This window comes from Azospirillum sp. B510 (genome assembly GCF_000010725.1).
Lineage (GTDB): Bacteria > Pseudomonadota > Alphaproteobacteria > Azospirillales > Azospirillaceae > Azospirillum > Azospirillum lipoferum_B.
In genome coordinates this window covers 418282-431150 of record NC_013857.1, presented here as the reverse complement: position 1 = coordinate 431150, position 12869 = coordinate 418282, and the positions used below count along the sequence as shown (strand labels likewise).

At 65.8% G+C, this 12869-nt stretch carries 13 protein-coding genes; 1 reads left to right on the top strand and 12 read right to left on the bottom strand.

Annotated features, from left to right (window positions below):
* Positions 1-237 precede the first annotated feature (237 nt).
* Positions 238-1299, top strand: a complete 1062-nt coding sequence (locus AZL_RS26360; protein ID WP_012977474.1) for a LacI family DNA-binding transcriptional regulator — start codon at positions 238-240, stop codon at positions 1297-1299.
* On the opposite strand, the gene AZL_RS35860 is transcribed toward AZL_RS26360, so the two are convergent.
* The 12 genes from AZL_RS35860 to AZL_RS34790 form a co-directional block, all read right to left on the bottom strand.
* Positions 1240-1623 carry a hypothetical protein gene (locus AZL_RS35860; protein ID WP_148219652.1) on the bottom strand — a complete coding sequence of 128 codons (384 nt, stop codon included), beginning with the start codon at positions 1621-1623 and terminating at the stop codon, positions 1240-1242. The two genes, AZL_RS26360 and AZL_RS35860, sit on opposite strands and share 60 nt — an antisense overlap.
* Before the next feature lie 128 nt (positions 1624-1751).
* Complete coding sequence (locus AZL_RS26355; RefSeq protein ID WP_012977473.1) at positions 1752-3107, bottom strand: ABC transporter permease; 1356 nt, start codon at positions 3105-3107, stop codon at positions 1752-1754.
* Positions 3104-3790: an ABC transporter ATP-binding protein gene (locus tag AZL_RS26350; RefSeq protein WP_012977472.1), complete on the bottom strand. Its 687-nt coding sequence runs from the start codon at positions 3788-3790 to the stop codon at positions 3104-3106. Before AZL_RS26350 ends, AZL_RS26355 begins: the two co-directional genes overlap by 4 nt.
* A gap of 4 nt (positions 3791-3794) precedes the next feature.
* Entirely contained in the window at positions 3795-4280 is a 486-nt protein-coding gene (locus AZL_RS26345; RefSeq protein WP_012977471.1) for a hypothetical protein, read from the bottom strand.
* Positions 4281-4342: 62 nt separating this feature from the next.
* Entirely contained in the window at positions 4343-6100 is a 1758-nt protein-coding gene (locus AZL_RS26340; protein WP_012977470.1) for an alkaline phosphatase, read from the bottom strand.
* A gap of 196 nt (positions 6101-6296) precedes the next feature.
* Positions 6297-7442, bottom strand: coding sequence for an HlyD family secretion protein (locus AZL_RS26335; RefSeq protein WP_012977469.1), 1146 nt, complete (start codon positions 7440-7442; stop codon positions 6297-6299).
* A gap of 38 nt (positions 7443-7480) precedes the next feature.
* Positions 7481-8701 (bottom strand): ABC transporter permease, encoded by a 1221-nt coding sequence (locus tag AZL_RS26330; RefSeq protein WP_012977468.1) that lies wholly within the window; start codon positions 8699-8701, stop codon positions 7481-7483.
* Positions 8698-9390, bottom strand: a complete 693-nt coding sequence (locus AZL_RS26325) for an ABC transporter ATP-binding protein (protein WP_012977467.1) — start codon at positions 9388-9390, stop codon at positions 8698-8700. Before AZL_RS26325 ends, AZL_RS26330 begins: the two co-directional genes overlap by 4 nt.
* Positions 9391-9397: 7 nt before the next feature.
* Entirely contained in the window at positions 9398-9628 is a 231-nt protein-coding gene (locus AZL_RS26320; protein ID WP_042445693.1) for a hypothetical protein, read from the bottom strand.
* Positions 9625-11115 carry a TolC family protein gene (locus AZL_RS26315; protein ID WP_052293784.1) on the bottom strand — a complete coding sequence of 497 codons (1491 nt, stop codon included), beginning with the start codon at positions 11113-11115 and terminating at the stop codon, positions 9625-9627. The genes AZL_RS26320 and AZL_RS26315 overlap by 4 nt, the downstream gene beginning before the upstream one ends.
* A 157-nt stretch (positions 11116-11272) precedes the next feature.
* On the bottom strand, positions 11273-12031 hold the full coding sequence (locus AZL_RS34795; RefSeq protein ID WP_247894471.1) for a hypothetical protein: 759 nt from the start codon (positions 12029-12031) through the stop codon (positions 11273-11275).
* 79 nt (positions 12032-12110) lie between these two features.
* On the bottom strand, positions 12111-12869 hold the full coding sequence (locus AZL_RS34790) for a hypothetical protein (RefSeq protein WP_247894470.1): 759 nt from the start codon (positions 12867-12869) through the stop codon (positions 12111-12113).

Below are 12869 nucleotides of genomic sequence, written 5' to 3'. Positions count from 1 at the left end.
ATATTATTCCATTGCGAGCAATCGTGTTCTGGCGCGAGGGGTGGTCTTGGCGCCGATTTCAAGAGGTATATCGGAAATAAATCCGAGAATCCGAGCGACCATTGGCATGAGCTGTCCATGGCCGCTATATGTGATCGATATCATCCGGGGGGTGAGTGTAGTCGAGTTTGCTGACCGCGGCGCGTGATTCCGGCGCTTGCCGTTCTCGACCGATGATAGAATGACGGAAGTTGACCCATGGATGGACTGATGGATTCCCGGACACCCCCACGAGCCCAGCGCCAGCAGAAAAAGCGAGGCAAGGAAGCCAGCGCGGTAACGCTCAAGGAGGTCGCGCGCCTTGCCGGCGTTTCCACGATGACCGTGTCCCGCGCCATCAACCAGCCTTCCATGGTGTCCGAAGAGACACTGACATCCATCCGTAGATCGATCGATCAGCTCGGTTACGTTCCGAACCTGATGGCCGGAGGGTTGAGGTCGAACCAAAGCCGCCTTGTCGCCGCCATCGTTCCGAGCATTGGAACATCCATGTTCGCGGAAGCGGTCGAAGCGCTGACCGATCGCTTGAGCGGCGCCGGATACGAGGTTCTTCTGGGCCTCTCTGGGTTCGACGGCTCACGCGAGGACAAGCTCCTGTTGGCTGTGTTGAGCCGGAAGCCGGATGCGATCTTCGTCACCGGCATCGACCACTCGGCGCGTACGCGCCAGCAGTTGCTTGCGGCCGGGATCCCCATCGTCGAGAGTTGGGATTTGACACCGAACCCGATCGACATCGCCATCGGTTTTTCCCACGAAGCCGCCGGGCGGGCTGCGGCGAGGCACTTTTTCGGCAAGGGCTATGATCGCATCGCGGTCGTTTCGGCGTCCGATAAACGCGCCCTTCGGAGGCGCGACGGGTTTTTGCGGGCCTTGGCGGAGCATGGAAAGAGCGACGTCGCGGTCAGGTTGACCGGGACGCCCGGCAGCTTGGAGCGCGGTCGAGCCGCTCTGGCGGATCTGCTGAACGCCGGGGTCCGGCCGGACGCCGTCTTCTGCACCGTCGATCCCCTGGCCCAAGGAGCCATCACCGAGGCACAGGTGCGAAAGCTGGACGTGCCGGGGGACATCGCCGTCATGGGATTTGGAGACTTCTCCTTCAGCGCGCACATGCATCCCTCCCTTTCCACGATCAGCTTCAATCGCCGGAAGATCGGCGAGCTTGCCGCCGAACTCATCCTCGCGGAGCTGGGCGGAACGCCATCATCGGATCGTGTCGTCGACATTGGTTTCAGCCTTGTGGAGCGGCAAAGCACGGCGTGACGGCGAATCTTCAATCGGGGTGCCAGCAAACTGCCGCGACGAGCCACGAACGATCAGCCTGGGGCGGAAGCTGCGCGGAGTCCGCGGCGTGTCGGGCGCCGACGTTGCGTCGAGGGGAAGCGTCAGCCATTCCTCCATCATCGCCACGCAGTCTTCGACCATCTCGCGAACCGGCAATTCCATCGCCGTCATTCCCCCGTCGAAAAACGTATACTGATGTGATGTGGTGGACGGCCCTTCCACCTTCTGGGATCGGTGGCGAGCTGGAACGTGGCGCGTGAAATCTGAAACTCCAGCGTCCGTCTGTTTTTTCGTGCGATTCACGCTTCGGACGATTCCATCTGAACCGATCGCGCTCTCGCAGTCCGGATTTTTAGGCGGGGGCCGGCATACCGATCGATGCCGCCATGCATGGCGCGCCACCCCCTTTGCCGGAGTGGCACTTGATGTCGTCAGGCCCCGGAGTTCCGCAGGGCCGTGGCGGGGCTCACGCGCAGGGCGGTCACGGCCGGGATGATCGAAACGATGGCGGCGACGGCCATGCAACCGAGGGCGAGGAGGAAATCCTCGGCGGCGAATTCGACGGGCATCGGAACCGCGGTGGTCTTCGCCAGCCAGAAGCCAAGTATCCGAGCCGCGCCATAACCGATACCGATGCCCATGACCAGTCCCACGGCAAACAGCACGAACAGTTCGCCCCAGACCAGGGCGATGATCGATCTTGCCGGCGCTCCAAGCGCCCGAAGCGCCCCGATCTGCCGCCGCCGGTTGCCGAGATGCATGATCGTCACCAACAGAATGGCGGCGACGACGATGGTCTGGGTGCCCATGGCGATCGCCATCAGCAATCGGCGCGCATCGCCGAGCGTGGCGTAAAGGCGCGTCAGCACCTCCGCCGGGAAGACCGCCAGCGTGGTGGCTGCGCGATATTCCTGCCTCAATCGGTAGGCGTCGGAAATCCGTCTCGGCTTGACCAGCACGGCAGGCACATCCGGTGTCGCGGCGCCGAACCGCTCGTCGATCGGCGCATCGGCGTCGACGGTGGCGGTTTCATGGGTGCCGGCTTCGCGTGTGGCGGCGGCGCGCTGTGGCGCGGGGGTACCGTCATGGGCATCCCCGTCCACATGATCGTGATCGGAGCCATGATCATGCTCCTCATGGTCATGATCATGGTCTTCATGCCCATGATCATGGTCCTCTCCACCGGCCATGCCGTGCAACCGCCAGACGGCCATGATCGGCACCAGGATCGCCCGATCCCAGGCCGTGCCCGTCGATGCCAGCCGTCCGGTTACCCGGAAGGTCAGGCCGCCATGCACATGGCCGTGCGATTCGGCCGTGCCATGCATCGGCTTGATGCCGCTGCCGAGCGCGAGCGGCACGTCCGCCCCTATCACCGCGTCGCCGAGCCGGACGAAACCGGCCCCCTCCGCCAGTGTCGGCGACAAAGCGGCGACCAGCGCCGTCGTCGTGCCGACGATGGGAAAGCCGGAGGCGGAATCCCCGAACCCGATGGGGGCGGCAAGGGAGACGCGGGGGTCCGCCGCCAACTTCGCCAACACCGCTCCAGGCATCAGGGGCAGGGGGGCGGGCTGCAAGAACACCGTCGAGAGCGTGAGCTGCGTCTCGCTGCCCGCCGCGCCGACAACGAGGTCGAACTTCTCGGCCGCGCGGGCGCTTCCGAGCCGCAGGGCGCGCTCCTGTAGGGTCACCGTCACGCTGAGGGCGACGGACAGCGCCAGCAGCAGCACGACCGCGGCGGCGCCGGCTCGGAAACGCCACAAATCGGCCAGGATGAACGCGATCATGCGGATGCCGCCTTTGCGATGTCCTGATCGATCCGGCCGCTTGCCAAGCGGATGCACCGGTCCAGACGGTCGGCAAGGAACGGATCGTGTGTCACCACGATCAGCGTGGCCCCTTCCTCCACCGAAAGGCGGATGAGGAGTTCGGACACCTCTTCGCCCGTGCGCCGGTCAAGGCTGGCCGTCGGCTCGTCCGCCACCACGACGCCCGGGCGCGACAGCAGCGCGCGGGCGACCGCGACACGCTGCATTTCGCCGCGCGACAGGGTTTCGATCTTCTGCCGCGGTCGTTTCAGACCGGTCGCGGCCAGCAGATGACCGGCGCGGTCCGCCTCCTCCCGCGTCAGCCGGCGGGCGAGACGCACCGGCAGAACCACGTTGTCGAACGCCGAAAGCCCGGGAAACAGATGGAAATCCTGCATCACCAGGCCGATATTGCGGGCGCGGAAGGAGTCGCGCCCGCCGGCCGTGAGGGTCGTGATGTCGGTTCCGTTCCAGGAAACCCCACCCCGCGCCACGGTCTCCATGCCGGTGATCGCATTGACGAACGTGCTCTTGCCGGAGCCGGAGGCGCCGGTCACGGCAAGCCTGCCGCCCGCCGGCAGATGCAGCCGCTCAATGGCCAGCACCGGCTCCGGAAGGCCGGGAAAACGCATTTCCAGGCCGGTGACGTCGAGGGCGAGCATGCGATCAGACGGTCCGGAACGAGGCTTCCCGCAAGCGCAGCTGACTGACGAAGCCGGTTTCCGGATCCGTCCAGCCGCCGAACTCCAGAACGCCGCGGGCCCGGATCGGCGCGTTGTACTGCACGAAGGTCTGTTTCGCCGCCAGATAGACGACCAGGATGTCGTCCGGCCAATCGGCGTCGGAAGAACAGAACGGGCAAAGAGCCATCGGAATACGGGTCAGGACGAAGAAGGCCGCTTCCGCCTTGAGCGGAGGGGCCATGAAGCCCTCGATGGCGACATCGCGTCCGGAAAGGCGCTTCACCTTCTCGGAGAACTCGAGTCCGAGCACGCCGAAGCTGCGGTAAAGCTCATCGAACCCGAGCGGCTCCGCGGCGAAGCCGAGGGAGGCCGAGAGCAGGACCGGAGCGCCCGACAGCATGGCCAGGGCCCGCCGGCGACGGATCGGACTCGACAATACCGTTGCCCGTGTTCTGCCGTTCATCGCCATCCTCCGTCAGAATGAAGGCGGGCGGCGTGATGCCGCCCGCACCGCCATCGTGGCACAGCCTTTTACGGCGCCTTCGGAGTACCGAGCGCGAAGACGTCCGCCAGGACCTTGTAAACGTCGCTCTGTTCCATGTAGCCCCGCAGGCCGTCCGCGCCGGGACCGATCGCCTGGAGGACCACGTCGTCGACCGCATGGACGCCGCTGTCCTCGTCGCGCGGGATGTTGCCCTGGACGAAGACCGCACCCGGAACGGATTTATACGCCTCGTTGGCGACATATTCCTTCTTCTCGTTCTGGATCGCCGGAACGAACGGCCCCTCCATCTTCGGGCGGAAGGTCTCGTAATGATCGGGGCCGTTGTTCGCGGCCATGAACAGGCGGCGGGACACGTCGACGCGGTCCGGATAGCCGTCGCCGTCCTTGTCCTCGTAGTTCGGGAAGCCGGCTGCGGCGTAGGTGCCGACCTTCTCGCGCATCTCCGTGCCCGGCTTGTCATCGTCCACGGTACCGATGAGCGAGACGCCGTGGGTGTGGTCGCCGGTGACGATGATCAGCGTATCGGGGTTCTTCGCCGCGAAGTCACGGGCGAGACCGACGGCCTTGTCGAATTCGATCGTCTCGAACAGGGCGCGTTCCCAATCGAGCGGATGGCTCATCTTGTCGATCGAAGCGCCTTCGATCATGAGGAAGAAGCCTTCCGGATTCTTCGACACCTGGCCGAGGGCGGCCTTGGTCATCTCGACCAGACCCGGCTGGTTGGGATACTTGTCCACCGTCCCCTTCTTCAGGAACTCGCGGTCCAGCGTCACGTCGATGTTGGCGGGATGGAACAGGCCGAGCAGCTTGCCGGAGGTCGCGCCGGATGCCGCTTCCAGCTCCTTCTTGTCGGTCGCCAGCGTATAGCCGGCATCCTTGAACAGCTGGATGTAGTCCTTGTCGTCCTTGCGCTTGGAACCGGGGACGGACTTGGCCAGGAAATAGGCGGAGCCGCCGCCGAGCAGGACGTCGGGCTTCACGTTGTAGAGCATCTCGACGATCTCGGCCTTGTCGCTGCGCTTGCGCGTGTGGGCGACCAGGGCGGCCGGCGTGGCGTCCTCGACCTCGGCGGTGGTGACGATGCCGACCGACTTCTTCGTCTTGCGGCGCAGCGCCTCGGCGATGGTCTCGACCTTGGGATCGTCCAGGCTGTCGGGCGTGCGGTCGGCATAGACGCCGAGCGCGTTCACCGCCGATTTGTGACCGGTCATGTAGGCGGACATCGTGTTGGCGCTGTCCGTCGCGATCGACGAGGTCGAAGAGGTGCCGATGAAGGCGACGGGCGGCACATCGTCCATGTAGAGCCGGCCATTGGCCTTGCCTTCGGTCATGCCCTTGGACATGATCCGCGCGCCGGTGCGGTGAGCGACGGACATGCCGTCACCCAGCAGGAAGATGATGTTCCTGGCCTTCGGGGTCGCAGCCGTGGGGTAGACATCCCAGTCGACCGATTTCCGTTCGTCGCCGGCCACCACCTCGACCTTGTACTTGCCGGGAGTCTCGATCCGCAGATCGCGCAGGAGCAGGGCCGAACCCAGCAGCTTGCCCTTGTCGCCCTTCTCCTCCGCGACGAAGCTCGCCTTCCTGCCGAAGACGGCCTCATAGTCCTGGCCGTTCACCGTGACCTTCACGTCCTCGGGCTTGACCACCTTGTCGAATTCGACCTTGAGGTCGAAGGGCGAACCGACAAGCACCGTGGCCCGGTCGAGCGGGTAGATGACGGCGGCATTCGCGGCACTACTCAGAATTGTCGCGGATGCCAGGGCGAGGAGAAAATTGCGCATCTTTCTGACCCGATTTAAGTATCGCTGGTTTCACTGCAATATGAGCGATTCATAACAAAACCATGACATAACGGTGAATGTCCGGTGAATTTGAGGATGTCTGGCCGGCCCCGCCGGACTCATCGTGATTGCCCTCCTCCTTCCAGGGGATGGGACTTCCGCCCGAGCCGGAGCGGTTCACTCGGCAGAGGGGCCTTCAATTCGTTCCGACGGTCAGAGTCGCCGACATGCCGACACGTATGCGTTGTTTCTGCGCGTCCGACAGGGGGGACAGCGCCACGCGAACGGCGAAGGATGCGCCGGGCGAAGCCCCGCCTTCGGCGACGGTCGCCTGCTGCGCGATCCAGGCGACTTGCCCGGACAGCGGATTGTCCGGAAAGGCATCGCCGGTGATGTCGACCGGCTGGCCGACGCGCAGGCGGTTGACGTCCATCTCGTCGACCTGCGCCACCACCGCCAGGCTGTCCATCTCGGCGATCATGAACAGGCTTTGGTTCTGGGACAGCCCGGCGCCGACCTCGATCGCCGTGACGCCGGACGCATTGGCCGAAGAGGCGGTTGGCGCTTTCATGATCATGCCGGATGCCGGCGCCTTGACCACCGCACGCTCCAACTGCCGGCGCAGATCCTCGGCCTTCGCCAGCGCGCTCGCATGCTCCAGCTCGGCCATGCGGACGGCGTCGGGTCCGCCCCGCTTCGCGGTGGCGGCCAACTCCTCCTCCGCCGCAACGCGGTTGAGTCCCTGCGCGTCGGCCTGCCTTTGCAGATCCTCATATTCCTGTCGGGGAATGATGCCCTGGGCGATCAGGGGCTTGGCATCCTGTACCCGGCGCAGCGCCTGCTCGGCTTCCCGCCTTGCGGCGGCGGCCTGGCGTTGCGCGCGCGCCATCTCCGCGCCGGTGGTCCAGGTCCTGGTCTCGTCCAGACGCTGCGCCGCCTTGAGAAGGGCGGCCTCCGCATCGCGCACGCGCATATCCATATCGAAGCCATCGATGACCAGCAGGATCTCACCGGCCTCGACCCGCTGGCCATAATCGAACCGCTTCTCCTTCACCGATCCGGCGAAGGGGGCGACCACCGTCACGGTGCGGCCCGGCTCGATCGTTCCGGCCACGGACAGCGCGGGGATCGGCGTGGTCAATTCCTGTGCCGCCTGCTGTGGAGGTGGTGCGGCCTTCGGCATCGCGGCGCGCTCGCCGGCCAGCGTCGCCTGCGCGTCCTCGAACCAGGACGGGCTGGTCAAAGCAAGACCGGCGCACAGGGCGCCGCCGCAGAACCATGCGAGCCTGTCCAGCCACCGGCGCGACCCGCCGTCCGCCGGTCGTGGTCCTTCCGCCTTCATCGACCAACTCCTAGCCTTCGTGGCGACAGCATCGGCGCTCACTCTCCCCGCAACGCCGCGACCGGCTCCAGGCGGGACGCCTGCACCGCCGGGTAAAGTCCGAAGAACAGCCCGACCCCGCTGGACATGCCGAGCCCCAACGGCAGGGACAGGATGGACGGCGCGAACGCCCACCCGGCGTTCCAGGCATAGAGCGCCGCCGCCGCGAGGCCGAGCAGGACGCCGACCATCCCGCCGCAGAGCGAGAGCGCCAGCGCCTCGGCCAGGAACATCGCCCGGACATCGATCGGGCGTGCGCCCAAGGCGAGGCGCAAGCCGATCTCGCGTCGCCGCTCGACCACGCCCATCAGCATCACATTCATCACCCCGACCCCGCCGACGATCAGCGACACGCCGCCGATGGCGGCCAGAAGCAGGGTGTGGACCCGCGCCTGATCGGTCATGGCGACGATCAACTGGCGGGCGCTCTGCACCATCACCGTGCGGGGACGGGGGCCGGCGGAAAATTCCTCGATCAGCGACCGCCGCACCGCCTGATCGTCGGCGGACGACGCCTTGCGGACCACGAGGTTGGTGATGTCGCTGTTGACCGACACCCGCCGCGCTCCGGACAAGGGCACGAAGGCCGTGCTGTTGACATCCAGCGGCAGTACCGGGTTCGGCACGCTGTCCGCCAGCACGCCGACCACCGTATGATTGTAGCCGCCCATCCGCAGCAGGCCGCCCGGCGCCGGGGGCTGGCCGTCCTCCGCCAGGCGGCGGGCCAGCCCGGCTCCGAGAACGACGACGGTCTCGGCGCGGTCCTGTTCCGTCAGCGTCCGTCCCTGCGCCGCCTTGGCCTGGACCAGCGCGAACAGCTCCGGGGTGACGCCGGCGACGGGGCTGGGCAGACGGGTGCGCCCCTGGCGGATCTCCACCCCCAGCATCGCCACCGGGGCGACCTCCTCGATGCCGGGGACGGTCCGCAGCCGCTCGACATCGGCGCGGGTCAGGGTCGCCGGCCGGCTGGACAGGCTGAAATCCTTCTGGACCGTCAGGATGTCGGCCCCCATGGCGAGGAACTGGCGCATCGAGTGTTCCCTGGCATTCTCGCCGATGGAGATCAGGGCGACCACCGCCGCCGTTCCGATGGCGATGCCGAGCAGGGCCAGAAGCGAGCGCTGCCGCATCGCCCCCAGATTGCGCAGCGCGTCGGCCGCCAGCGCCCGCCACAGGCGTCCGCCGCTCTCCCCGTCCTCCCCCGGTCTGACGCGCCTCATGCGACATCCGCCGGCATCAGGCTGTCCAGGCGCCCGTCCCGCATCATCAACTGACGGCCGCAGCGCGCCGCGATGGCGGGATCATGGGTGACGAGCGCCACCGTCACCCCCAGCTCGGCGTTCAGGGCGAAGAACAGGTCGATGATCTGGCGGGCGGTGGCGCTGTCGAGATTTCCCGTCGGCTCGTCGGCCAGCAGCAGGGCGGGCTCGCCGACCACCGCGCGGGCGATGGCGACGCGCTGGCGCTGGCCGCCCGACATCTCCTCCGGCCGGTGATGCAGCCGGTCGCCCAGCCCGACCCGCTCCAGCATCGCCGCCGCGCGGTCACGGCCCAGGCGCGGCGGCACGCCGCGATACAGGAAGGGCAGGGCGACATTCTCCAGCGCCGTCAGCCGGGGCAGCAGGTGGAAGGCCTGGAAGACGAAGCCGATGCGGCGGTTGCGCAGAGCCGCCAGCCGATCGGCCGAGGCCGCCCCGACCTCCTCCCCCTCGAAGCGGAGCCGCCCGGAATCGGGCCGGTCCAACAGCCCCATCAGCGAGAGCAGCGTCGATTTGCCCGACCCCGACGACCCGACGATGGCGCAGACCTCGCCCCGCCGGATGTCCAGCGACACGTCGCGCAGCACCTGGACAGCGCCCGCCGCGCGGCCATGGCTCTTGTGCACGCCATCAAGCGCGAGGATGGTCATGCGCGCCTCATGGAGCGGCGGAAGGCGGGCTGTCGGCCGGCGGCACCAGCCGGAGGGAGACCCCCTCCTCGCCGGTCGGGCGGGCGTAGGCCGCCAGCGGCAGCCCGCCGGTGGAAACCGCCATGTCCGGCGCGGCGGCGCGGGGGAGCGGAATTTCGGGTGGCGCGCAGCCGCCGGCCGCCAGCGCGCACAGCAGCGCCAGCCGCCGCCGGAGAGGGAAACGGGACGGACCCATCATGGCGGCGGATCGTTCAGTTGGATGCCCCAGGTGTCGATGGTGGTGCCGACCTGGAGGTCGAGCAGGACCAGCGCGTCGAGATAGGCGACCAGCGCCGCCAGCTCGCCGCTTTCGGCGGAGCGCAGTTGGTCCTGGAACGACACGACCTGGAAGTTGCTCGACCGCCCGGCGCGCAGCTTGGCCATCTCGCCGGCGAGCGTCCGTTCGGCCAGTTCCCGCACCTGCCGGCTGAGGGCGTATTGACGCCACATGGCGTCGACCGTCCGCACCCCGTCGCGCACCTGCTGGTCGACCTGGGCGCGCAGCTGTTCCAGCAGAAGCTCGTTCTGCCGCAGGCCGACATTGGCCTGGACCTCCTGCTGTTTCAGCGACAGGTCGTTGATCGGGATGTTGAGCTGGAGCCCGGCCCGCAGATCGGTCTTGGTGTTGGGCAGATTTTCCGACGCCCGCCAGCCGCCGCGCCCGGCGCCCGGCACGCTGACCCCGGCGACCACCGACACGTCCCACAGCCGTTGGTTGCGGGCGACGTCCAGCCCGATGCGGGCGCTTTCGATGGCGATCAGTTGCGACAGGTAATCCGGCCGGTTGTCGAAGGCCAGCGCCCGCACCTCGTTCACCTCAATGCGCACCGGCTTGGCAGTCAGCCGGTCGGCGGGAACGACCCGCGTGTCGAGGTCGAGCGCCAGCAGGGTCAGCAGGGCGAGCCGGGCGGCGTCGAACGCGCTTTGCGCCTGCGACAGCGCCAGCTCCTGCGCCGCCGTGGTCGCCTGGGCCTGGAACAGCTCGACCGCGGCCATCCGCCCGGCGGCGATCAGGGCCTGGTTGGTGGCCTCCAGCTCGCGGGCGCGTCGCAGCGCGCCGTCGGCCAGGACGATCTGCTGGCGGGTTTGCACGAACTGGTGATAGGCGCGGGCGATGTCGGTGACGGTGGTGGCGACCGCGCTTTTCAGGCGAAGCTGGTTGTAGCGCTCCTGCAAGCGCGCGGTGCGCACCGGGGCCATGGCGGTGTCATAGCCGGCGCCCTTCAGCAGCGGCTGGATGACCGACAGGGTGAGCGTCGATTCCCCGCGCGCCAGCCCCCCCTCCGCCTGCCGCCGGCTGCTCTGCCGAAGATCCCAGCCAAAGGCGATGATGGTTCCCAGCGGGGTCAGCGTCCGCACCGTCGGCGTCAGCCCGACGGCGACGCCCCGGCCGCCGCCGGTGCGGTCGGCGTCGAAGGTGGAGAGCAGATTTCCCCGCGGGGTGAAGGCCGATTCCGCGACATGGAGATTGTAGGCGTCGAGCACCCGTTGCAGATAAGCGGTCTGGACCCCGTGATTCCGGCGTAGCCCGAGATAAACCGCCTCCGGCAGGGTCAGGCGCAGCTCGGGACCGCTCAACGGCGGCGGCGGCCCGCTACCTTCATGGGCATAGCGCGGCTGCGGAGCCATCTGCGCATGCCCGACCTCCGCGCCACCAGCGGCGGCCACCAGGGCCAGGGTGACCATACAGCGTATGATCGCGGGAAATGCGGTCGGCGCGCTCATAATCGCCACGGAAACACCCTTGACACAACCAGAACTGTCCACAGCATACGCAATGCGCCACGGACAGGCAAAGACCGAACGGAACGGGCGATGGCGCCGCTCCCCAGCCGGGCGGTGGTCAAGCCTTCAGATCGACGGGCTTGTAGGCGGGCGGGGACGCCGCCGCGTCCGAGTTTGGGGCGGAGGGTTTGTCGGTGGCGGGGGCTTTGAGGGAAGAGATCAGCAATTCGGCGGCGCCGGCAGCTCCGGACTGGTCGCGCCCGGTGGCACCCTTCAGCAGCCGTTCGGCAAGCCGTGCCGTGTCCTCGCTCCGCGCCTTCATCCGATCAAGCCGCGTGCCGCCGCCCGATGCCGGCGAGGATCCGTCACCTTTTTCTCCTCGCAACTCCTTTTGCTGAGCTTCGTACGCCGCTTTTGATTCCTCCATGCCTTGAACAATCTTGTCGTATTGATCTGGCGGAAAATTTTTTCTAACAAACTGAAGATATTCTTCATCAGTCATTTTGGCAGCTTTTGTGCCAAGAACGTCATTCATTTTATTCATGCTTGAGATAAATCGATCAACATCGTCTCCGCTATCTGTTACCCCTTGAACGCCTGCTCCATGAGATACTTGGTATTCTTTATCCTTTGTATCGGCTTCATAGAAAAGGCCATATCCAGATTTCCCATTATCCTCAGTCATGGCTCTTGATGTGATTTTGACAGAAATTTCACCGTCAGCAGATGTAAAGTTTGCGTTAAATCCTGCGACACTTCCGGTTTCCTCGATTTTCTTTTTGGCGGCAATGGCGGTGCTTTCCATGAATTTCTTCAGGGCAGAACCACCCGCAAGCGTGACGTTGGGGCCGTTGTAATCCGTGATCGCTCCAGCCATTTTCGGCACTCCGTCAGCGGGATTATCGGCGCGCACGGCATCGAGGCGCGGCCGATGTGTGGTGCTGTTCTGTCCCTGCTCAAGCCTTCAGATCGACGGGCTTGTAGGCGGGCGGGGACGCCGCCGCGTCCGAGTTTGGGGCGGAGGGTTTGTCGGTGGCGGGGGCTTTGAGGGAGGAGATCAGCAATTCGGCGGCGCCGGCCGCTCCGGACTGGTCGCGCCCGGTGGCACCCTTCAGCAGCCGTTCGGCAAGCCGTGCCGTGTCCTCGCTCCGCGCCTTCATCCGGTCAAGCCGCGTGCCGCCGCCCGATGCCGGCGAGGATCCATCACCTTTTTCTCCTCGCAACTCCTTTTGCTGAGCTTCGTACGCCGCTTTTGATTCCTTCATGCCTTGAACAATCTTGTCGTATTGATCTGGCGAAAGGTTTCTTTTTGCCCACTGAAGTTCTTCTTCTTCTGTCATGTGGCCTGATTTTGTGCCAAGGCTGTCATTTGTTTCGGATATCATTGAGACGAATTTATCTACATCGTCGCTGTTGAAAGTTGTGCCAATTATGCCTTGACTTCCTGCGACCTGAACACCTTGATCATTTGTATCCAGGCTGTAAAATAGGCCGTATCCTGAGCGACCACTGGATTCTATGATAGGTTTCGATGTGATGTTTATAGATATCTCGCCGTTTGCCGACGTGAATCCCGCTTTGAATCCCTCAACGCTTCCGGTTTCCTCGATTTTCTTTTTGGCGGCAGCGGCGGTGTTCTCCATAAATTTTTTCAAGGCAGCACCACCGGCAAGCGTGACGTTGGGGCCGTTGTAATCCGTGATCGCTCCAGCCAT